The organism is Dietzia sp. JS16-p6b, from assembly GCF_003052165.1.
Lineage (GTDB): Bacteria > Actinomycetota > Actinomycetes > Mycobacteriales > Mycobacteriaceae > Dietzia.
The window spans coordinates 1,369,879-1,391,211 of the sequence record NZ_CP024869.1; the positions used below are offsets into that span (position 1 = coordinate 1,369,879).

16 protein-coding genes and 1 pseudogene are annotated in these 21,333 nt (G+C 69.9%); 9 read left to right on the forward strand and 8 right to left on the reverse strand.

Annotation, left to right across the window (positions count from 1 at the left end; genetic code table 11):
• Window positions 1-71 precede the first annotated feature (71 nt).
• The gene (sucB, locus tag CT688_RS06195) at window positions 72-2,543 is read right to left on the reverse strand and encodes a 2-oxoglutarate dehydrogenase, E2 component, dihydrolipoamide succinyltransferase (RefSeq protein WP_107756177.1); all 2,472 of its coding nucleotides are present in this window, start codon (window positions 2,541-2,543) and stop codon (window positions 72-74) included.
• Window positions 2,544-2,853: 310 nt separating this feature from the next.
• Between sucB and CT688_RS06200 the strand changes: the two genes are divergently transcribed.
• Entirely contained in the window at window positions 2,854-3,216 is a 363-nt protein-coding gene (locus CT688_RS06200; RefSeq protein WP_107756178.1) for an oxidoreductase, read from the forward strand.
• A 436-nt stretch (window positions 3,217-3,652) separates the two neighbouring features.
• On the forward strand, window positions 3,653-4,987 hold the full coding sequence (locus tag CT688_RS06205) for an asparaginase (RefSeq protein ID WP_231750527.1): 1,335 nt from the start codon (window positions 3,653-3,655) through the stop codon (window positions 4,985-4,987).
• A gap of 90 nt (window positions 4,988-5,077) precedes the next feature.
• On the opposite strand, the gene CT688_RS06210 is transcribed toward CT688_RS06205, so the two are convergent.
• Window positions 5,078-6,601, reverse strand: a complete 1,524-nt coding sequence (locus tag CT688_RS06210; protein WP_107756180.1) for a leucyl aminopeptidase — start codon at window positions 6,599-6,601, stop codon at window positions 5,078-5,080.
• A 142-nt stretch (window positions 6,602-6,743) separates the two neighbouring features.
• Here CT688_RS06210 and gcvT point away from each other — a divergent pair, with 142 nt between their 5' ends.
• Complete coding sequence (gene gcvT / locus CT688_RS06215; RefSeq protein WP_107756181.1) at window positions 6,744-7,856, forward strand: glycine cleavage system aminomethyltransferase GcvT; 1,113 nt, start codon at window positions 6,744-6,746, stop codon at window positions 7,854-7,856.
• Window positions 7,857-7,885: 29 nt separating this feature from the next.
• A complete protein-coding gene (locus tag CT688_RS06220; RefSeq protein ID WP_107756182.1) occupies window positions 7,886-8,977 on the forward strand; it encodes a branched-chain amino acid aminotransferase in 1,092 nt (363 codons plus the stop codon).
• Between the two features lie 38 nt (window positions 8,978-9,015).
• On the opposite strand, the gene CT688_RS06225 is transcribed toward CT688_RS06220, so the two are convergent.
• The 3 genes from CT688_RS06225 to CT688_RS06235 all read right to left on the reverse strand — a co-directional run bounded on the left by CT688_RS06225 (window position 9,016) and on the right by CT688_RS06235 (window position 12,293).
• Complete coding sequence (locus tag CT688_RS06225) at window positions 9,016-9,798, reverse strand: adenosylcobinamide-GDP ribazoletransferase (RefSeq protein WP_107756183.1); 783 nt, start codon at window positions 9,796-9,798, stop codon at window positions 9,016-9,018.
• 1 nt (window position 9,799) lies between these two features.
• Complete coding sequence (gene cobT / locus CT688_RS06230) at window positions 9,800-11,506, reverse strand: nicotinate-nucleotide--dimethylbenzimidazole phosphoribosyltransferase (protein ID WP_107756184.1); 1,707 nt, start codon at window positions 11,504-11,506, stop codon at window positions 9,800-9,802.
• 67 nt (window positions 11,507-11,573) lie between these two features.
• Window positions 11,574-12,293, reverse strand: coding sequence for a DUF3043 domain-containing protein (locus CT688_RS06235; protein WP_107756185.1), 720 nt, complete (start codon window positions 12,291-12,293; stop codon window positions 11,574-11,576).
• Window positions 12,294-12,460: 167 nt separating this feature from the next.
• Between CT688_RS06235 and CT688_RS06240 the strand changes: the two genes are divergently transcribed.
• Window positions 12,461-12,823, forward strand: a complete 363-nt coding sequence (locus tag CT688_RS06240) for an iron-sulfur cluster assembly accessory protein (protein WP_107756186.1) — start codon at window positions 12,461-12,463, stop codon at window positions 12,821-12,823.
• A gap of 88 nt (window positions 12,824-12,911) precedes the next feature.
• Window positions 12,912-13,889 carry a carbohydrate kinase family protein gene (locus CT688_RS06245; protein WP_107756187.1) on the forward strand — a complete coding sequence of 326 codons (978 nt, stop codon included), beginning with the start codon at window positions 12,912-12,914 and terminating at the stop codon, window positions 13,887-13,889.
• A 35-nt stretch (window positions 13,890-13,924) separates the two neighbouring features.
• Here the strand turns inward: CT688_RS06245 and asnB are convergent, their stop codons facing one another.
• Window positions 13,925-15,850 (reverse strand): asparagine synthase (glutamine-hydrolyzing), encoded by a 1,926-nt coding sequence (asnB, locus tag CT688_RS06250; protein ID WP_107756188.1) that lies wholly within the window; start codon window positions 15,848-15,850, stop codon window positions 13,925-13,927.
• A 227-nt stretch (window positions 15,851-16,077) separates the two neighbouring features.
• On the opposite strand from asnB, the gene CT688_RS06255 reads away from it, so the two are divergent.
• Together CT688_RS06255 and CT688_RS06260 are read left to right on the forward strand one after the other, a co-directional pair.
• The gene (locus CT688_RS06255; RefSeq protein ID WP_107756189.1) at window positions 16,078-17,196 is read left to right on the forward strand and encodes a cytochrome c oxidase subunit II; all 1,119 of its coding nucleotides are present in this window, start codon (window positions 16,078-16,080) and stop codon (window positions 17,194-17,196) included.
• A gap of 36 nt (window positions 17,197-17,232) precedes the next feature.
• Complete coding sequence (locus CT688_RS06260; RefSeq protein ID WP_107756190.1) at window positions 17,233-17,649, forward strand: cytochrome c oxidase subunit 4; 417 nt, start codon at window positions 17,233-17,235, stop codon at window positions 17,647-17,649.
• 88 nt (window positions 17,650-17,737) lie between these two features.
• Here CT688_RS06260 and CT688_RS06265 read toward each other — a convergent pair whose 3' ends face one another.
• Window positions 17,738-18,895: an acyl-CoA dehydrogenase family protein gene (locus CT688_RS06265; protein WP_107756191.1), complete on the reverse strand. Its 1,158-nt coding sequence runs from the start codon at window positions 18,893-18,895 to the stop codon at window positions 17,738-17,740.
• A gap of 127 nt (window positions 18,896-19,022) precedes the next feature.
• On the reverse strand, window positions 19,023-19,547 hold the full coding sequence (locus CT688_RS06270) for a DUF3253 domain-containing protein (RefSeq protein WP_107756192.1): 525 nt from the start codon (window positions 19,545-19,547) through the stop codon (window positions 19,023-19,025).
• Window positions 19,548-19,740: 193 nt separating this feature from the next.
• Between CT688_RS06270 and CT688_RS06275 the strand changes: the two are divergent.
• A pseudogene (locus CT688_RS06275) lies at window positions 19,741-21,276 on the forward strand (FAD-binding protein).
• Window positions 21,277-21,333 lie beyond the last annotated feature (57 nt).

The window sequence follows — 21,333 nt, forward strand, 5'->3', positions numbered from 1 at the left end:
AGGCGGGACGACCCCGACGACGACGACGGGCGCCTTCCGGGGGAGGGCGCCCGTCGTTCCGTCGTCGAGACCTACAGCGCGAGGTCCCCCTCGAACTCGGCCCTCTGGAGACGGTCCTTGACCGTGGTGAGGAACCGGCCGGCGTCGGCGCCGTCGATGAGGCGGTGATCGTAGGTCAAGGGGAGGTACCCCATCGACCTGATGGCGATCGACTCGCCGTCGTCGTCGACATCCACCACGGGGCGCCGCACGATCGCACCGGTCCCCAGCATCGCCGCCTGCGGCGGCACGAGGATCGGGGTGTCGAACAACGCACCCTCGCTCCCGATGTTGGTGATGGTGAACGTCCCGCCCTGGAGGTCGTCCGGGGTCAGCTTGGAGGCCCGCGCCCGCTCCGCCAGGTCGATGATCGCCTTGGCGAGCCCGGGGATGTCCAGGTCCTGGGCGTCGCGGATGACCGGTGAGAGCAGCCCGGCCTCGGTGTCCACGGCGATACCGAGGTTCACGGACCCGTGGTATGTGATCTCGTTGCTGTCCTCGTCGTACGACGCGTTGACGTTCGGGTGGGAGACCAGCGCCTCGACCACAGCCTTGGCGTAGAACGGCAGGTAGGTGAGCTTGACGCCGTGCGTGTCGGCGAACTGGCTCTTCGTCCGTGCCCTCAGCTGCGCGACGCGGCTCATGTCCACCTCGAAGACCTGGGTGAGCTGCGCGCTGGTCTGGAGCGACTCGCGGGTCTTCTTGGCGGTGATCTTGCGGATCCGGTTGGCCTTCTTGGTGGTCCCGCGCAGCTCCGCGAGTTCGGGCCGGACCCCGGCCGTGGACGGGCCGCCCGCCGGGGCCTTCTTCTCCGCGGGAGCGTCCGCGCCGCCCTCGGCACCCCCCTCGGCCGCGGCGAGGACGTCCTGCTTGCGGATGCGGCCACCGATCCCGGTGCCCTTGACGGAATCAAGATCCACGCCGTGCTCCTGCGCGAGCTTGCGCACGAGCGGCGTGACGTACGGGGAGGATCCGGTGGACGAGTCGGCGGCGTCGGCCGTGCCCCCGGCCGCGTCGGCGCCGCTGTCGCCGCCCTTGTCCCCGGCCGCCGCGAGGACGTCCTGTTTACGGATGCGCCCACTCGCCCCGGAACCCTCGACGGTGTCGAGGTCGACACCCTTCTCCTCGGCGAGCGCGCGTACCAACGGCGTGGCGGACGGCGAGGTGCCGGACTTGGCGGCTTCCGCCGGTTCGGCCCGCTCACGGTGGCCACCCGACGCCTTCTCGCCGCCATCGGACCCCGTGGACTTCTCGGCCTTCGCCGCCGCCTTGTCCGCGGCCTTCTTCTCGGTCTCCGGGGTGTCGCCCGCCGCGTCGTCCTGCTCGGCGGCACCGGCCGCATCGGTGGCGTCACCTTCCGCCTGAGCGGGGGCGTCGTCCGGCCGGGCGGACTCCGCGGCGTCGGAGGTGCCCTCGTCCTCGGGTTGGTCGTCCTGGTCGGAGGCGTCTGCGTCTCCGATGACGGCGAGGACCGCGCCGACCTCGACGGTGTCGTCCTCGTCGGCGACGATCTTCTGGATGGTGCCGGCGACGGGGGAGGGGATCTCGGTGTCGACCTTGTCGGTGGAGACCTCGAGCAGGGGCTCGTCGACCTCGACGGTGTCGCCGACGGCCTTGAGCCAGTTGGTGATGGTGCCCTCGGTGACGGATTCGCCGAGTTCGGGCATGGTGACCTCGGTGCCCTTGCCGCCGGAGCCCTTCGAGCCGGAGCCCTTGGTGGCGGAGGACGAGCTGGGCGCGGGCTCGTCTGCCTCGTCGCTGTCCTGATCGGCGGTGTCGGAGGCCTCGTCGGCGGAGTCGTCAGCGTCGGAGGCGTCCTCCGCCGTCTCGTCGCCGTCCTCGGGTTGGTCGTCCTGGTCGGAGGCGTCTGCGTCTCCGATGACGGCGAGGACCGCGCCGACCTCGACGGTGTCGTCCTCGTCGGCGACGATCTTCTGGATGGTGCCGGCGACGGGGGAGGGGATCTCGGTGTCGACCTTGTCGGTGGAGACCTCGAGCAGGGGCTCGTCGACCTCGACGGTGTCGCCGACGGCCTTGAGCCAGTTGGTGATGGTGCCCTCGGTGACGGATTCGCCGAGTTCGGGCATGGTGACCTCGGTGCCCTTGCCGCCGGAGCCCTTCGAGCCGGAGCCCTTGGTGGCGGAGGACGAGCTGGGCGCGGGCTCGTCTGCCTCGTCGCTGTCCTGATCGGCGGTGTCGGAGGCCTCGTCGGCGGAGTCGTCAGCGTCGGAGGCGTCGTCATCCGAATCGTCGTCGGATCCACCGGAACCGTCGTCGATGACCGCGAGCTCTCCGCCGATCTCGATGGTCTCGTCCTCGTCGGCGACGATCTTGGACAGGGTGCCCGCGGCGGGCGACGGGATCTCGGTGTCGACCTTGTCGGTGGAGACCTCGAGCAACGGTTCGTCGACCTCGACAGTGTCCCCCTCCTTCTTGAGCCAGCGGGTGACGGTGCCCTCGCTCACGGATTCACCGAGAGCCGGCATCTGTACGGAGAAGGCCATGGTGTCGTGACTCCTCAAGAGTTGTGGGCGCTGCCCGCCGGCGCGATCCGCGCCCGCGTGAGCGGCGACATGGTGGTGAGCTGTCAGTTCTGCGACGACCCGGGACCGGACCGCTGTGGCGGTCCGCCCGGACGATCGCCCACCATTGTGCCCTGTACCACCTGCCGGTGTCGTCGGACGCCCCGATCCCGGCGCCAGCGGCCGCCTGAACCGGCCGGCGGCCACGCCATCACCGGTGCTGGCGCTCGGTACGATCGAATGTCACAGACGGCCCCACCCCGGACGGGGGGCCGACGGGAGGAGTCCGACGGTGGCGATCCGCGATCTATTCCGGCGGCGGCGGTCACGGATCCCGGCGGATCCCGCTGACCTCGCCCACTTCCGGTCGTGGTGTGAGACCAGGGTGGGGATCGAGGCGTACCTCGAGCCCGAGACGCTCGTGTCGGTGCCGGGGCTGCTCCTGGTCGCCTTCGACGGCGAGTGGACGCGCCGCCCGGTGGGGGATGTCGCCACCGCGCGCAAGCTCGCCGACGAGCTGGAGATCCCCCTGTACGACGCGATGGAGACCGGGTACCCGGATCGGATGCGGCTCTTCGAGGAGGTCCGCATCTCGCGCGAGCGCAAGGAGAGGGCCCGCCGGCTCCGCGAGCAGATGCGCGGGAATGACCACTAGCAGTGCCGGGCGGTCCGACCGCACATCCGTAGCGCCAAGGCGAGGGACTCCCGCCGGACTAGATGACCACCGTGGTGCCGAGAGGTGCCGATCGAACGATGCCCACTCCGCCGGGGCCGTATCCCACGGAGTCCCGTGGGCGACGGTGTTCGTGTGGTGAGCACCGCTGAGTCTGGCGTCCATCCGACGACGATCGCCCCCGACCGCTCCCATCGCTGAGTCGTGACTCTCGAAGGGGCGCACCATCGCCGCCGACGGCCCCCGAGAGTTCGAGATCACCGCGTAACTCATCCTTGATGCTTTTGAAACCTAAGAAGATGCACCGGAAATGCTGCCGTAACAGCAAGGCGACAGTGTGTCTCTGGTCGCTCGAACCACTTGTGGATCACTCCCACAGCGACCGGGTTTCCCTTCCCACTCAGAGAAATGAGCGCACATGCTCCAGATGACAACCCGCCGCAGGGCACGAGCGTTCGTGGCCGCTCTGTCCTGCGCCGGACTCCTGGCCACAGGGCTGCCCAGCACAGCGGCGGGCTCTCCGCTTGACAGCCTCGCCGCCGGCAGTCTCGGATCGAGTACGGGCACGACAGCGCCAGGCGCACCCGAGACTCCGGTCGAGCCCGATCCGGTCGAGCCCGATCCGACTGAGCCGATAGATGACGGGGATCCCACCCTGCCCACCGTGACGGTCGTGGCGACCGGCGGCACCCTCGCCGGCCGGGCGACCACGCAGGACTCGTACTCGAACTACCGCGCCGGAACGTATCCGATGGCCGAGCTCATCCCCGAAATCGCCCCGGCCATCGACCAGATGGCCAACGTGGACATCGTGCAGTTCGGCAACGCCGGTTCAGGCGGTTACACCATCGCGCAGTATCGCGAGCTGACCCTGGCGGTCGAACGAGCACTCGCGAGCTCGGACGCCGTCGTGGTGACCACGGGGACCGACACCATGGAGGAGTTCGGGTACTGGCTCGACGTCACTGTCCAGAGCAAGAAGCCGGTAGTCATCACAGGCGCGATGCGTCCGTGGGCTGCCGGCCCAACCCCGGATGTCGACCCGGTGTTCGGCAGTGACGGCCCCGCCAACCTGCTCCAGTCGATCCGGCTCGCGGCATCTCAGCAGACCTACTGCTTCGGCACCGTGCTGATGCTCAACGACGAGATTCACGCGGCACGCGACGTCACCAAGGGCAACACCATGCGGACCGACACGTTCGAATCCCGGAGAGTCGGCGTTCTCGGGTGGATCGACGGCGATCGGATCAGTCTCCCGCGTGGACCGTCCAGAGTGCTTGACTGCCAGTCCGACCGGTGGTTCACGCCCTTCGACCTGTCGGAGATCTCAGCAGGCGATCTGCCCAAGGTGGAGATCTTCTACAACTACCAGGAGGCCTCCGGGGATGCGATCCGGGGAATGGTCGCCGGTGGGGCGACCGGAATCGTCACCGCCGGTACCGGTGCGGGCGGCATCTCCTCGGCGGCAGGCCAGGCTCGCCGCGATGCCATCACTCAAGGGGTGTGGTTCGTCTCCACCAGCCGCACCGGCTCCGGGACGGTCGGCCCCACCAGTGCTGCGGGGATGATCTCCGGCAACGAGTTGCTTCCGCAGAAGGCCCGGCTGTTGCTCATCCTGAGCCGCGCCTTCACAGACGACATCACCGTCGCCCGGGACTGGTTCGCCACGGCCGGCAATCCCGGGTTCGGCAACGCATCGGCTGCCGTGGACGTGCAGTCGGTCCCTGACGGGGTGCTCGAGCAGGTCGCGTGATCGCACCCCACCCTGCGTGATCGCACCCCGTCCAGAGTGACCCGTGCGGACGATGTCAGCGCCCTGCAGTGGAGAATCGTCGAACACCACTCACCGAGAGGCGATGTCCTCCAGGACCGCGAGCATCGTCCGTACGGGCACCCCGGTCCCCCCCTTGGGCAGGTACCCCTCGGCGCCACCGTCGTTATAGGCCGGGCCGGCCACATCGATGTGGACCCACTCGACGCCCTCGGCGACGAATTCGGAGAGGAACAGGCCAGCGGAGAGCATGCCACCCCAGCGATGCGGGGTCACGTTGGTGAGGTCGGCGACCTCGGAGTCCAATCCGTCACGCAGTTCCTCCGGCAGCGGCATCGGCCAGCCGCCCTCGCCGACCTCGCGGCTGAGTTCGGCCACCCGGTCCCGGAAGTCCTCGGTGCCCATGACGCCGGGGGTCTTCTTGCCCAGGGCCACCATCTGTGCGCCGGTGAGCGTCGCGGTGTCGATGAGGTGTGAGGGGGAGTCCTCGCAGGCCCTGACGATGGCGTCGGCGAGGATGAGTCGGCCCTCGGCGTCGGTGTTCTGCACCTCCACCGTCGTCCCGCCGTACATGGTGAGCACGTCACCGGGGCGGTACGCCGTGGACGACGGCATGTTCTCGGCCATCGGGACGGTGGCCACCACGGTGAGGTCCAGCCCGAGCCGGGCGGCGAGGATGACGGTCGCGACGACGGCGGCCGCTCCGCCCATGTCCATGGTCATCTGCTCCATCCCCGCGGCCGGCTTGATGGAGATGCCGCCGGTGTCGAACGTGACGCCTTTTCCGACCAACGCGACGGTGGGTCGACCCTCGGCCCCGCGGTGGGTGAGACGGACCAGTCGCGGCCCGCGGGACGACCCTCCGCCCACCGCCAGGATGCCGCCGAAGCCGCCCTCCGCGAGAGCGGGCTCGTCCAGGACCTCCACGTCGAGGCCCGCGCCGGCGGCGAGTTCGGCCGCACGGTCCGCGAAGGAGCCGGGGAAGAGCAGGTTGGGCGGGGTGTTGACCAGGTCGCGAGCCAGGCTGACGCACTCCGCGATCGTGGCCGCGCGGGCCACCGCGTCCCCGCCGCCCTCCGCGACCAGCACCTTCACGGAGTCCGCCTTCTCGTCGCCGTCATCCTTCGCGGTGACCTTGGCCGGCCGGAACGATCCCAGCGCCGCCCCCAACGCGACGGCCTCGGCGCGCTCGGCGTCGAGCAGGACCAGCGCGGCGCCCAGGCCGCGGCACGCGCGCGCGGCGGCGCCGGCCGCCCGGCGGAGGGTCTCGTCGCCGACTTCGTCGTCAGCGGATCCGAGGCCGACGAGCACCACGGACCGTCCCGGGACGCCCTCCGGTGCCGGGACGCGGGTGGTGGACCCGACCTTGGTGGAGGCGCCGACGGAGTGGGCCAGGTCCGCGAGCGCCGCGGTCGAGTCGCCGTCGAGACCCGGGGCGACGACGACGGGGGCCGCTGTCGTCTCTCCGCCGCCGTTCCCGGATCCCGCGTCCGCGGCGATACCGACCACGACCACCTCGGACTCGACAGGTGTCGTGACGGCCTCGATCACGGCGAGGTCCGGGCTGTGGGTGAGGATCGACTGCGCGGTGGGCATGAAGCACTCCTGGCGTTCGGCGTGGACGTACGGGACGTGTCGGGTGCCCTGACGACGTGGCGGGACCGCCACGGCCGGGGCACCATAGTCTATCGACTACCGTGGGAGCACAGCCGTACCAAGGAGCGCGAGGAGTGGCGACATGACAGACACCGGGGACCTCTTCGAGGGGCCGCTGCACTCCCGTCACGTGGAGGCCGGTGCCACGTTCGCCCCGTTCGGTGGCTGGTCGATGCCCGTGCAGTACACGGGGACGGTGGCCGAGCACACCGCCACCCGCACCACGGTCGGACTGTTCGACGTCAGCCACCTCGGGAAGGCACTCGTGACCGGTCCCGGAGCCGCCGAGTTCGTCAACACGTGCGTCACCAACGACCTCGACCGCATCTCGGCGGGCAGTGCGCAGTACACGCTGTGCTGCGACGAGTCCGGGGGAGTCGTCGACGACCTCATCGCCTACCGCGTCTCCGACCAAGAGGTCTTCCTCATCCCCAACGCCGCCAACACCGCCGAGGTGGTGCGACGGATGCAGGCCGCGGCGGCGGAGCGGGCGCCCGAGGTCGACGTCACCGATGAGCACCGCTCCCGCGCCGTGATCGCCGTGCAGGGCCCGCTCGCCGGTGAGGTCCTCACCGCGGTCGGCCTGCCCGTCGACCTGGACTACATGGCCTTCGTCGACGCCGACTGGGACGGGCAGCCCGTCCGGGTCTGCCGCACCGGGTACACCGGCGAGTACGGCTTCGAGGTCCTGCCCGCCTGGGACCAGGCCGGTCCCGTCTGGGACGCGCTCGCCGAGCAGGTCCTCGCGCGCGAGGGTGCCCTGTGTGGTCTGGGTGCCCGCGACTCGTTGCGCACCGAGGCCGGTTACCCGTTGCACGGACACGAGCTGTCCCTCGACCTCAGCCCGCTCGAAGCCCGCTGCGCATGGGCCATCGGTTGGGACAAGCCGTCCTTCTGGGGGCGCGACGAGCTGATGCGTCAGAAGGAGGCCGGGCCCGCTCGGCGCATGTACGCACTCGAGGTCACGGGCCGGGGGGTGCTGCGCGCAGGCCAGACCGTGCGGGCCGGCGGACGCGACGTGGGCGTCACCAGCTCCGGCACGTTCTCGCCGACCCTGAAGACGGGGATCGGGCTCGCATTCGTCGAGCTGGACGCCGGGCTCAAGAAGGGCGACGAGGTCGTCGTCGACGTACGGGGGCGTGAGGTACCGTGCCGCCTCGCGGTACCGCCGCTCGTCGAGATCCGCACCCGCTGACCCGCCCCTTCTCACCTAAGCGAGACGACATGTCCCAGTTCGACATCCGCCCCTCGGCCAACCCGAGGACGGCCGCCGAGCGCGAAGCCATCCTCGCGGCTCCCGGCTTCGGCAAGCACTTCACCGACCACATGGTCACCCTTCCGTACTCCGACGGGTCCTGGGGTACCCCGACGGTCGAGGCCTACGCTCCGCTGTCGATCGATCCCTCCGCCGTGGTCCTGCACTACGCCCAGACGATCTTCGAGGGCCTCAAGGCGTACCGGCAGGCCGACGACTCCATCGCCTCCTTCCGCCCGGAGCAGAACGCGGCGCGTTTCAACCGGTCCGCGCAGCGTCTGGCCATGCCGACGCTGCCCGAGGAGCTCTTCATGGAGTCCCTGCGGCAGATCGTGGCGATCGACCGCGACTGGGTCCCCGCCGCCGGCGGGGAGGAGGCGCTCTACCTGCGCCCGTTCATGATCGCGACGGAGACGGGCCTGGGCGTGCGGCCTGCCGACGAGTACCTCTACTCGGTCATCGCCTCTCCCGCCGGCGCCTACTTCTCGCGTGGAGTGGCCCCCGTGAGCGTGTGGCTGAGCACCGAATACGTGAGGGCCAGCCCGGGCGGAACCGGTGCGGCGAAGTTCGGGGGGAACTACGCGGCATCGTTGCGGGCGCAGGAGCAGGCCGCCGGCGAGGGGTGCGACCAGGTGGTGTGGCTGGACGCCATCGAGCGCAGGTACGTCGAGGAGATGGGCGGGATGAACCTGTTCTTCATCCTCGGCACCGGCGATTCGGCGGAGATCGTCACCCCGGAGCTGTCCGGTTCGCTCTTGCCCGGCGTGACACGCGACAGCCTCATCCGCCTCGCGCGGCACCTCGGTTATCCCGTCACCGAGCGGAAGGTCTCGGTGGAGGAGTGGGAGACCGGGGTGGCCTCCGGGGAGATCACCGAGGTGTTCGCCTGCGGGACCGCGGCGGTGATCACCCCCGTCGGGTCCGTCCGGCACAGCGGGGGCGGCTACACCGTCGGCGACGGCGGCCCCGGTGAGATCACCATGCGTCTGCGTGAGACCCTCACCGGGATCCAGCGCGGTTCGGTGGACGACACCTTCGGGTGGATGACCACTCTCGCCTGACCGGATCGGCGCACCGGGCCGGCGTTGGGGCGCGGGGGTCAGGTCAGCATGACGGCGACGACGAGGGCCGCCGCCGTGCCCGCCTCGATCCCCGCCCCCAGGATGTCCCCGTTGACGCCGCCGAGCCGACGGACGGCATGGCGTGCGAAGCCCGCCGCGGCAGCGTAGAGGGCCAGGCCGATCGTCGCCCCGATGAGCGGTGCCCACCAGGTCCCCGACCCTCCCGTCCCGGCCAGACCGGCGCCGGCCGCGACGCAGATCAGGCCGACGGCCACCACCGCCGGCCGGGACTGCGACCCGGCCACCAGGGCGCCGAAACCCGACGTGGTCGCCGCGGGGACGCCCCGTCGCAGCTGTACCACCGGAAGGCAACGGGACAGGACGAAGGCCGCGATCGGGGCCAACCACGCGCCCGAGGCGACCAGCGCGCCGAGAGCGGCGACCTCGGCGAGCAGGACGAGGACCAGGACCGCGCCGCCCATCGGCCCCATCGTCCCGGAGCGCATGATCTCCAGCGCCCGCTCGGGCCCGGCATACGACCCCAGGCCGTCCGCGGTGTCCGCCAGCGCGTCCACGTGCATCGCGCGGGTCAACGCCAGCACCGCGGCGACCCCCGCCACCCCGGAGAGGACGGGGCCCGCCCCGAGCACGTGCGCCCCGTGAGCGGTCGCGGTGGCGACCACCCCGCAGACGAGCCCGACCACCGGCAGGGCGGTCATCGCCCGACCGGCCTCGGACGGACCCGGCCCCACGGGCCGACCCGGACCACTCACGGGGAGCACCGTCATCCAGGACAGTGCGAGGCGGACCGGGTCGAGCACGTCAGGCCTTGCCGCTGACCCCGGCGTCGGCGAAGGTCGCCATCTCCGTGAGGACCGCGATCGCGGCGTGGACGGTGGGCAGCGCGGCGACGGCCCCGCTGCCCTCGCCAAGACGCATGGAGTGTTCGAGGATCGGCTCGAGCGAGAGGTAGGTCAGCGCGGCGGAATGGGCCGGCTCGGCGCTCCGGTGGCCGGCGACCCACCACTGGCGAGCCCCGGGTGCCAGGGCCTCGGCGAGTAGTGCCGCCGCCGTGACCACCGACCCGTCGAGGATGCAGGGGGTCTTGCGGACCGCGGCCTGGGCGAGGAATCCCGCCATGGCGGCGAGGTCGGCGCCCGCGACCCGGCGGAGCATGCCCACCGGGTCGCGGAGGTCACCGGAGGCCCGGAACATCGCGTCACGGATCGCCGCGGTCTTGCGCATCCATCCGCCGTCGTCGATCCCGGTGCCACGGCCGACCAATTCGACCGGCTCGCGACCGGTGACGAGGCAGGTGATCACCGTCGCCGGCGTGGTGTTGCCGATGCCGAGGTCGCCCGCGATGAGCAGATCCGCACCCGAGTCGACCTCCTCGTCGGCGATCCTGCGGCCGGCCGCGACCGCGGCCCGGACCTCGTCGTGGCTCAGCGCGTCCTCACGATCGATCGACCCGCTGGAGCGTCGGATCTTGTGGTCGTCCAACCCTCCGGGGCGTTCCGCGGCCATGGACATGTCGGCCACCCGGACCGTCGCCCGCGCCGCGCGGGCGAGAACGGACACGGCCGCACCACCGCCCACGATGTTGTCGGCCATCTGCAGGGTGACCTCCTGCGGGAAGGCGGAGACCCCGTTCGTGGCCACACCGTGGTCGCCGGCGAACACCACGACCCGCGCTCGGTCGAGAGGACGGGGCGGGCAGGTCTCCTGGCACGCCGAGATCCACACCCCGATCTCCTCGAGCCGACCGAGCGAGCCCGACGGCTTGGTCAGCTCCAGCTGCCGGGCTCGGGCCTCGTCGGCCACGGTGTAAGAGGGCGGGTGGACCGGGGGGAAAGTCACGGGGTCGTCGTAGTACTCGACGTCCCCGAGACCGGGGAAGTCCTCGGGCCCCGGCGCGACCGCCACCGCGACCACCTTCTCGACCCCGGGCCGGGTCTCCGGAGCGGGTGGCGGCTCGATCGCTCGCTGCGCGGCGGGGACCGCGGTGTCAGAGAGTGTCAGGACCCGCCCGGCGACGACGAGGACGGCCGAGTCGCACACGTCGGCCAGCCGCCGGTTGAGCCCACCGAGCAGATCCGAGAAGAGGCGCCCGGAGAGCGAGTCGGGCACGACCCCGAGGCCGACCTCGGGGGACACGAGGATCAGCGAACCGGTGTGGGCGGTGACCGCCGAGACCAACGAGTCGACCTCACCGGCCACGGCCGCCCCGCCGTCGGACCATCCGAGGGTGGCGTCCATCCTGCGGGTCAGCCAGCCTCCGAGGTCGTCGACGAGGACCGTGTCGTCGGGGTGATCGGCGAGTACCCGTGTGATCTCGTCGGTCTCCTCGGTGGACCACTCGGCCGGCCTCCGGTCCTTGTGCACGGCGATCCGGGCGGTCATCTCCGCGTCGTCGTGGTCCGATCGCGCGGTGGCGACGTACACCACGTTCCCGCCGGTGGCCACGGCCACCGATTCGGCGTGGGCGGACTTGCCCGAGCGGGTGCCGCCGAGGACGAGCAGGCGCATGGCGTTCGGGGCCTTTCCGTGGATCGTCGGTCAGGGCAGCTGCCGAGCAGGTCAGCTGGTGATCAGGTCAGATGGGGTCGCCCGGGCGCACCCGGGGGCGCGGGGTGCGGAGCATCCGCGGCTGGGTCGCCCGCATCACCGCGTACCACCCCATGCCGAACCCGGTGTCCTCGGTGTCCGGGAACCGCTCGCGGACGACACTGTTGACCTTGCGCCCGAGCAGGATGCCGTCCACCACCACGACCACGATGAGGATGAGGAACAGGTTCTGGCTGTAGAACATCAAGGCGGGGTTGGGGATCAGCTGGAAGATGATCACGAACAGCGCGAGCGGCATGAAGAAGTTGATCAGGCGCCGGTGGGTGTCCACCCAGTCGCGGGCGAAGCGACGGACCTCGCCGCGGTCGCGCGAGAGGACGTAACGGTCGTCGCCGGCCATCATGAGCTGACGGCGCTCCTCACGGGCGGCCCGCTCCTCGGCCTTGGAGGCTCTGCGCTCGTCTTTGGACATGTTCGCCCGGGCGGCCTTCCGCCGCTCCTTGGCCTCCTTGCGGGTGACGGGCGCCGTGACGGGCCCGGTCCGCAGACCTCGCGCGCGCTCCTGGTCCCTCCGCCTGGGGGTGGGCTTGCCCTTGCCCGCGGGTCGCCGGGCGTCCCCTGCCGGAGCCGCGGAATCAGCCCCAGCACCGGCCGCAGCCGCTCCGGGGGAGGACTCCGGCCCGGAGTCGGAACCCGTCGAGCCCTTGCCGGGGTCGTCTTTACTGGAGCCGAATGCACGCAACTTCACGCACCCAGGCTAGGCGATCGTGCCGCACCGAGGTTATTCACCCGCCGCTCCCTGCAGGCGTATCGTGTCAGTCGACGCGGCGTCCGGGGAATAGAGAGCTCCCCGGTGGACGTTGCACCACCGTAGGACGCCACCGAAGACCCTCTCGGATCGCAAGGAGAACCGACATGACCACTGCGGAGAACACCGCCACGGAGACCACCGCCACCGGTGTGCTGCTCACCGACGCCGCCGCCTCGAAGGCCAAGGCGCTCCTCGACCAGGAAGGCCGCGACGATCTGGCGCTGCGCATCGCCGTCCAGCCCGGTGGTTGTGCCGGCCTGCGCTACCAGCTCTTCTTCGACGACCGCTCGCTCGACGGCGACGTCGTGGACGACTTCGGCGGCATCAAGCTCGCCGTCGACCGGATGAGCGTCCCCTACCTGACGGGTGCGTCGATCGACTTCGTCGACACCATCGAGAAGCAGGGCTTCACCATCGACAACCCCCAGGCCACCGGCTCGTGTGCCTGCGGAGACTCGTTCAACTGAGTTCACCAGGGTAGTTCCCGGGGCGAGCCCGGGGCACCGACGACCCGGACCGACAGCGTGTCGGCCCGGGTCGTCTACTGTCTGGAGCATGTCAGTAGTCATCACCGGTTCCATCGCCACCGACCACCTCATGACCTTCTCGGGTCGGTTCTCCGAGCAACTCCTGCCGGAGCAGCTCGCCCACGTGTCGCTGAGCTTCCTGGTGGACTCCCTCCAGATCCGCCGCGGCGGAGTGGGTGGCAACATCGCGTTCGCGCTCGGCGTGCTCGGCCGTCGTCCCCATCTGGTGGGGGCCGCCGGTGAGGACTTCGCCGAGTACCGCGACTGGTTGGAGAGGCACGGCGTCGACACCTCGGCGGTCCACATCAGCTCCGCCCTGCACACCGCGCGGTTCGTGTGCACCACCGACTCGGACATGGCCCAGCTGGCGTCGTTCTATCCGGGAGCGATGGGGGAGGCGGCCACCATCTCGCTGGCCCGCCTGTTCGACCGCATCGGCCGGCCCGAGATCGTCCTCATCGGCGCCAACGACCCGACCGCGATGAACTCGCACACGGCGGAGTGCCGCGAGCTCGGACTCGACTTCGCCGCAGACCCCTCCCAGCAGCTGGCGTTCCTCGACGGTGAGGCGGCCGCAGCGCTGGTCGACGGCGCCCGGTACCTGTTCACCAACGAGTACGAGTACGAACTGCTGCTGAACAAGACCGGGTGGACGGCCGGGGAACTGGACGACAAGGTCGGCACCCGCATCACCACCCGCGGCGGCAAGAGCGTGATCATCGTGGAGAAGGGCGCCGAGCCCCTCGAGGTGGGCATCGTGCCCTCTGACAACTTGCTCGACCCCACGGGCGTCGGCGACGCGTTCCGCGCCGGCTTCCTCACCGGGGTCGTCGACGGCCTCTCGCTGGAGCGTTCAGCCCAGTTCGGTGCTCTCATCGCCACCCACGTGCTGGAGACGACCGGCACGCAGGAGTGGAGCATCGACCCGGCGGCCGCGCGCCGGCGTCTCGCCGCGGCCTACGGGGACGAGGCCGCGGAGGAGCTCGCGGTGCTCCTCCCGGCGTGACCCGCCTGAGGACCTGAGAGACCCGGCCCGCCCGGCTAGAGGCGGACGGGGTAGTCCCGTTGTTCGATGTCGGGGACGATGCGCCCCTCGACGAAGATGCCGTGCCAGATCATGAAGCACAGCATGGTCCAGATCCGGCGGCTGTGGTCGGACTCGCCACGGCGGTGCTCGTCGAGCATCCGCAGGACGGCGGCCTTGTCCACGAACTCGTCGGTGCCCGAGGCCAGGACCTGCCCGCGAGCCCAGTCGTGGAGCTCGGGTCCGGCCAGCCAGTGCCGGGTCGGAACCGGGAAGCCGAGCTTCTTCCGGTGCAGGACGTGCGCGGGGACGATCCGTTCGAGGGCCTGACGGAGCGCGTACTTGGTGGTCCCGTGCGCCACCTTCTCCGTGTACGGCAGGCGCGAGGCCACCTCGTAGACCTCTCTGTCGAGGAACGGCACGCGCAGCTCGAGCGAGTTGGCCATGGTCATCCGGTCGGCCTTGACCAGGATGTCGCCGCGCAGCCACGTGAACAGGTCCAGGTGCTGCATGCGGGCGACGGGGTCCCAGCCGCGCGAACGCTCGTAGATGGGGCCCGTGACGTCCTGGTGGCCCCATTCGGCCCGGTAGTCGGTGAGGACCGAGCGGACCTGGTCTTCCGAGAACGAGCGCGCGTTGCCGTAGTAGCGGTCCTCGAGGGTCATGGATCCCCGGTGCAACAGGCTCTTGCCGCGGGTGCCCTCGGGGATCCGCGTGCTCACCCGCCCGAGGGCCCGGCGAAGGCCGCCCGGGACCTTCTCGAACGGCGCCAGGGACAGTGGCTCCTTGTAGATGGTGTACCCGCCGAAGAGTTCATCGGCCCCCTCGCCGGACAGCACCACCTTGACGTGCTTGCGGGCCTCTCGGGCGACGAAGTACAGCGGCACCAGCGCCGGATCGGCGACCGGTTCGTCGAGGTACCAGATGATCTCCGGGATCGCGGCGGCGAACTCCTCCGGTGAGACCACCTTGACGATGTGCTCCACACCGATCGCCGCCGCGGACTCCGCGGCCACGTCCACTTCGGAATAACCCTCCCGCTCGAAGCCGGTGGTGAAGGTGAGGAGGTTCTCGTTGTGACGCCGCGCAAGGGCGGCGATGGCGGTCGAGTCGATGCCGCCGGACAGGAAGGACCCCACGGTGACGTCGGCCCGCATGTGCTTGGCGACGGAGTCCTCCAGAGCCACCGCGATCTCCTCGTAGCGGCGCTCGGCGTCACCGTCGGCGATGGGTGCCACGGGGAACGTCGGCTCGAAGTACCGCTCGATCACGGGGACGGTGCCGGGGGAGACGGTGGCGTGGCATCCGGACTCCAGCCGCCGGACACCGCGCGTCAGCGTCTCGTCCTCCGGGACGTACTGGAGGGTGACGTAGTGCTGCAGGGCGCGGGCGTCGAGAGACGTGTCGACGTCCAGCACCCCCGCGAGCTCGGTGATCGACTTCTTCTCACTCGCGAACGCGGTGCCCCCGGGCCCGCTGGCCATGTAGAGCGGTTTGATGCCGAAGGGGTCGCGCGCGACGAAGAGCGTGCGCTCGACGGTGTCCCAGATCGCGAAGGCGAACATCCCGCGGAGTCGGCGGACCGCCGCGGGGCCCCAGTGGTGGAAGGCGACGATGATCGGCTCGCCGTCACCCTCGGTGCGGAACTCGGCGTCGAACTCCGCCCGGAGCTCCGCACGGAGTTCGACATAGTTGTAGATCTCGCCGTTGAAGGTCAGGACGTAGCGATCGGGGCTCTCGGGAGGTCCCCAGCGCAGCGGTTGGTGTGAATGGGCGATGTCGATGATCGACAGTCGGTTGAAGCCGAACGCCAGGTCGTCGTCGACCCAGGTCCCCACTTCGTCCGGGCCACGGTGCCGCTGGCACCCCATCGCGTCCAGGACCCTCGACTCGTGGGTGCGGGCGGAGCCGTCGGGGGTGAGCAGACCAAGCAGGCCACACATTCGTCGGGTACCTCGTCGATCGTCGTCGGGGGTGGGGCAGATCCCGCGTCCGCGGGCCACGATGGACTCGAATACTACTGGTCCCGGGGTTCGGGCCCACGGCACCGGAGGGTGGAGGGGTGGGATGGGTGAAATGCCGGGACCCGCGGCCTCCAAACTGAGAGCCGTGGTCTACGATTCCTAAGTGTCCCGGCCACGTGGTCGGTGCCGCTGATCAGGAAGGCGTGATGGTGGAACAGCGTGACGGGCGTCGTCGGACGCGCAGGGCTGCACTCGCGGTGTCGCTCGCCACAGTGGGCTTGGTGTTGTCCGGTTGCAGCCTCCACACCGACAACAAGTGGTGGAACCAGACCGTGAACTTCGGGTTCCCGAACGGGATCACGCCCGAGGGCATCGCGATCAGGGAGTTCTGGACGGGCACCGTCATCACGTCTCTGATCGTCGGGTTCTTCGTGTGGGGCCTGATCTTCTGGACGATGGCCTTCCACCGCAAGAGGAAGAACGACGACGGCGAGTTCCCGCGTCAGACCGCCTACAACGTCCCGCTCGAGTTGGTCTACACCGCCGTGCCGTTCGTGATCATCTCGGTGCTCTTCTACTTCACCGTCATCACGCAGAACAAGGTCCTCGACCTCCGTCCGGAGGAGGAGGTCGGCGTCAAGGTGGACGTCACCGCCTTCCAGTGGAACTGGAAGTTCGGGTACAACAAGGTCGATGTCGCCGGCGTGTCCATCGAGGACGGCACCAACGAGGAGGCCCAGCGTGCTGCCGAGGAGGCCGGCGTTCTCTCCGAAGAGGAGCGCATGGCCCGCGGTCACCACGGTGAGCCCGCCGCAGGCGGTCCGATCCACGGTCGCCTGGCGGAGGACAAGTCGTACCTGCACTTCAACGACATCGAGACCGTCGGAACCTCGGAAGAGGTCCCGGTGCTCGTCCTCCCGACGGGAACCCGTATCGAGTTCCGCCTCGCTGCTGCCGACGTGATCCACTCGTTCTGGATTCCCGAGTTCATCTACAAGCTCGACGTCATGCCGCACCCGGGCCAGAACCAGCAGCTGAGCATGTTCCAGATCGCCGAGATCGAGCGTGAGGGTGCGTTCGTCGGTCGATGCGCCGAGATGTGCGGCGCGTACCACGCGATGATGAACTTCGAACTCAGGGCGGTCTCGCCGGAGGCCTTCGCGGAGTACATCCAGTTCCGCCAGGACAACCCGATCGCGTCCAACGCCGAGGCGCTCGCGGCGATCGGTGAGGCGCCCTATTCCACCTCCACGGCACCGTTCAAGACCGGCCGCAGCGATACCCGCGACCAGAACAACATCATCGAGAACGCATCCGCTAACTGACGTCTCTCCCGGTATCACGCGAAGGGCTCCTGCACGATGAACGCAACAGTAAGAATCTTCGACGGACTGGTGGTCTTCCTCGCCATCCTGGCTGTCGCGTACACCTACCTCACGGGCACCTCGCGTACCGGTATCGAATGGGTGGGCGCGACCGCGCTCGTGCTCTCCGCCGGACTGTGTCTGTTGATCGGCGGGTACCTCCGGTTCGTGGCGCGACGCATCAGCACGCTCCCCGAGGACTACGAAGAGGCGGAGATCTCGGACGGCGCCGGCGAACTCGGATTCTTCAGCCCGCACAGCTTCTGGCCGTTCTTCGTCGCGGCCTCGGTCATGATCACCGGCTTCGGCGCGGCGTTCTGGAACTGGTGGGTGCTGCTCGCCGGTGCGACCGCGTTGATCATCACCGCTTGTGCCCTGGTGTTCGAGTACCACTGGGGTCGCGAGAAGCACTGATCCGACGTCGGCCGCCAACCGGTCAGAGGCCCCCACCGCGGTCGCGGTGGGGGCCTCGTCGTCCCGGTGGGTGCCTTCGCGTCAGGAGCTACAGACCCATGTCCTTGGCGATGATGGTCTTCATGACCTCGTTGGTCCCGCCGTAGATCCGGTTGACCCGGTTGTCGGTGTACAGGCGTGCGATCGGATACTCGTTGATGAACCCGTAGCCTCCGTGCAGCTGGAGGCAACGGTCGATGACCTCGGCCGCGATCTCGGTGCAGAACAGCTTGGCCGATGCGGCCTCGGCCGCGGTGAGCTCTCCCTCGTCGAGCGCCTCGAGCGCCCGGTCGGCGACGGCCTGCGCGGCGTCGACCTTGGCCTGGCATGCGGCCAGCTCGAACTTGGTGTTCTGGAACGAGGCGACCTCCTTGCCGAAGACCGTGCGCTGCTGGGTGTACTCCTTTGCGAAGCGGACCGCGGCGGCGGCCTGGGCGTACGCCCCGTAGGCGATTCCCCAGCGCTCGGACGGCAGGTTCTGCCCGAGGTAGTAGAAGCCACGGTTCTCCTCGCCGAGCAGATCCTCCACAGGGACCTTGACGTCGCTGAAGGCCAGTTCTGCGGTGTCGGAGGTCCTCAGGCCGACCTTGTCCAGCTTGCGTCCCACGGAGTAACCCTCGAGCGAGGTGTCGACGGCCAGGAGAGAGATCCCGAAGCGACGGTCGTCCTCCCGGGGGGGAGCGGTCCGGGCGCAGACGATCACGCGGTCGGCGTGGACACCTCCGGTGATGAAGGTCTTGGCGCCGTTGAGTACGTAGTGCGTGCCGTCCTCGGAGAGCTTCGCGGTGCTCTTCATGCCCGCGAGATCCGAGCCGGTCCCCGGTTCGGTCATGGCCAGGGCCCACATCTCCTCACCGGAGACGAACTTGGGCAGATACCGCTGCTTCTGCTCGTCGGTCGCCAGTGCCTTGATGTAGGGCAGGCCCAGCAGGACGTGAACGCCCGACCCGCCGAAGTTCACGCCGGCGCGGGCGGTCTCCTCGGACTGGATGGCCTCGAACTTGTGCGAGTTGATCCCGGCTCCGCCGTACTCCTCGTCGACGTTGATGCCGAAGACGCCGAGGTCGGCGAGCTTGTAGTAGAACTCACGCGGCACCATGCCCGCGTCGAACCACTCCTGGAAGTGCGGGGACACCTCCGCTTCGATGAAGGCGCGAATTGTCTGGCGGAAGGCCTCGTGGTCTTCGTTGAACACTGTGCGGCGCAAGGGTGTGCCTTTCCATTGGACGACCCGCCATGAGAGGGGGACGGGCCGATGAGGTGAATGTCTCCTACCGAACCTGATCGTACAAGGCCGTGGACGGCGGCACGGCGAGGGTTACCCGCTGGTAGCTTCACGGCGCCGGGGAGGTGCCGCCCGGGCGTGGCCGGAAGCCGAGTGCGTCCCCGGCGACGATGCGGATGGGTCCACGTAGATCGGTGCCGGAGACGACCTCGCCCCGCTGGGTCACGGCGACCACGCCGTCCGCGCGCAGGTCCAGAGCGACCTCTCGCGCCGTCCCCATGAGTTCTCGCCAGTCGTCGCCGCCGACGGCGCGGGCGGCGTCGCTGGGACAGATCGAGCTCTCGCCCCGGGAGCGCAGAAGTGTCCGGATCGTCGCGGCCAACCGGTCCCGCGTGCCCTGCTCGGTGGGCTCCCACCAGGGGTCGCCCCGCTCGCCCAGGGCTACCTTGGCATCCTGCACCATCACCCGGGCGGCGTCGCCGTCGGACTTCACGAGTCGGCGGCCGGTCATGAGCGCGGAGACCAACTCTGTCCTCAGCGCGTCCGGGATCGAGGGATCGGTGGCCCGCCACCGTCGTCCCTTGACCACGATATAGCGGCCGTCATCGGTGTGGTCGACCTGGTTGTCCGTCACACCGCGATCATGCCCGCCCGTCGTCGGGGTGTCACGGGTCCGGTCGTTCGCCGCGCGGGCGGGGTCGTCGCGCTATCGTAGAACGTGTTCTAGAAATGCCGATCGCCGGTCGGAGGTCCCGGTGACGACGAGACGAGGAGAGCCCGTGGCGGAGCAGGACAGTACGGTCGAGACGGAGTTCGATGTCGTCGTGGTGGGTTCGGGCGTCGCGGCCCTCTTCGGGGCGGCCGTGGCGGCCTCCCGCGGCATGGCGACGTGCCTGGTCGAGAAGACGGATCGTTTCGGCGGGACGTCCGCGTACTCCGGAGGCGCGGTGTGGTAGCCCGGCAACCGGGTGCTCGCGCGCGACGGGGTGGAGGACTCGGTGGAGGCGGGCCGGACCTACTTCCGCGCCGTGGTGGGCGACCGGACCGCCCCGGACCTCCAGGACGCGTACCTCAACACCGGCCCGATGGTCGTCGACCATCTGTTGGACTCTCTGGAAATCCCCATGCGGTTCCAGGCGTTCCCGGACTACTTCGACGCACCCGGTCGCCAGCAGATGGGCCGGAGCATCTACCCCAAGCCGATCCCCGTCGACGAGCTCGGCGGGCGCGCCGGTGACATCCGCGCCTCGGTCCCGTCGGACCAGTTCGGTATCCCGGAGCACCCCACCAGAGTGGAGGGTGGCCGCGCCTGGGTGGCCCGGCTCGTCCTGGCGCTGGACGACATGGAGGCCGCGGAGCTCCGGCTGTCGACGGCGGCAGAGCATCTCCTCCGCGACGACGAGGGGCGGGTCGTGGGGGTCGAGGTGCGCGACGGCTCGGGGTCGCGGTCGATCGGGGCACGGCGCGGTGTACTCGTGGCCGCCGGCGGCTTCGAGCGGTCGACGGAGCTGCGACGTCGGTGGCAGCGGATGCCGACCGCCGCGTGGTCGGCATCCCACCCGGATACCGGCACCGGTGACGCCGTCCGGATGCTCGACGAGGCCGGAGCCCTACTGGACCTGCTGGACCAGTCGTGGTGGTGCCCGGCAACGCTGTTCCCGAACGGTCGCGCCGCGTTCACGCTCGGTTTCCGTTCCGGGATCATCGTCGACGGCACCGGCCGGCGATTCGCCGACGAACTCCTGCCGTACGACCAGATGGGCCGGCGCATGCGCGCTCGGATGGACGACGGTGCCGGCGAGGAGTTCTGGTTCGTCTTCGACGACGTCGAGGCGGGCGGGTACCCGGCGATCTGCGTCCCCGGCCCCGATCCCGATCAGCATCGCGAGGCCGGTCTCTGGCGCACCGCCGGATCGATCGGGGAACTGGCGGAGGCCATCGGCGTCGACGAGGTCGTCCTGGGGGAGAGCGTCGCACGGTACAACGGCTTCGCCGCCCGTGGACAGGACGATGACTTCGGTCGGGGTGAGGATCCCTACGGCCGCTTCTTCCTCGGTGCGTCGTCACCTGAGGAGTGCCTGCGGCCACTCGAGGGCGAGCGCTTCCACGCCGTACGGCTCGTCCTCGGGGATCTGGGCACCAAGGGGGGCGCGGTGACCGACCACCACGGCGCCGTGCTGGATACCGACGGCGCCCCGATCCCGGGCCTGTACGCCGCGGGCAACTCCTCGGCGTCGGTGTCAGGTGAGGCGTACCCCGGCCCCGGCGTACCCCTGGGGTCGGGCATGACGATGGCCTTCCGGGCTGTCGCCGACATGGCCGGCGAGTCGATCCCGGTGGATCCGTTCGCCGTCGCCCCCTGAGCCGAGCTCCCTTCAGCCGAGCTCCCCGGAAACGGCGACGAGAGGAAACGACAGCGG

What these genes read in the sequence shown, in the direction of transcription:
- CT688_RS06205 (WP_231750527.1), top strand. Translation starts at nt 3,653, where the DNA reads ATGCTCCAGATGACAACCCGCCGCAGGGCACGAGCGTTCGTGGCCGCT.
- cobT (WP_107756184.1), bottom strand. Translation starts at nt 11,506, where the DNA reads ATGCGCCTGCTCGTCCTCGGCGGCACCCGCTCGGGCAAGTCCGCCCAC.
- gcvT (WP_107756181.1), top strand. Translation starts at nt 6,744, where the DNA reads ATGACAGACACCGGGGACCTCTTCGAGGGGCCGCTGCACTCCCGTCAC.
- CT688_RS06255 (WP_107756189.1), top strand. Translation starts at nt 16,078, where the DNA reads ATGGTGGAACAGCGTGACGGGCGTCGTCGGACGCGCAGGGCTGCACTC.
- asnB (WP_107756188.1), bottom strand. Translation starts at nt 15,850, where the DNA reads ATGTGTGGCCTGCTTGGTCTGCTCACCCCCGACGGCTCCGCCCGCACC.
- CT688_RS06210 (WP_107756180.1), bottom strand. Translation starts at nt 6,601, where the DNA reads ATGCCCACCGCGCAGTCGATCCTCACCCACAGCCCGGACCTCGCCGTG.
- CT688_RS06220 (WP_107756182.1), top strand. Translation starts at nt 7,886, where the DNA reads ATGTCCCAGTTCGACATCCGCCCCTCGGCCAACCCGAGGACGGCCGCC.
- CT688_RS06240 (WP_107756186.1), top strand. Translation starts at nt 12,461, where the DNA reads ATGACCACTGCGGAGAACACCGCCACGGAGACCACCGCCACCGGTGTG.
- CT688_RS06245 (WP_107756187.1), top strand. Translation starts at nt 12,912, where the DNA reads ATGTCAGTAGTCATCACCGGTTCCATCGCCACCGACCACCTCATGACC.
- CT688_RS06260 (WP_107756190.1), top strand. Translation starts at nt 17,233, where the DNA reads ATGAACGCAACAGTAAGAATCTTCGACGGACTGGTGGTCTTCCTCGCC.
- sucB (WP_107756177.1), bottom strand. Translation starts at nt 2,543, where the DNA reads ATGGCCTTCTCCGTACAGATGCCGGCTCTCGGTGAATCCGTGAGCGAG.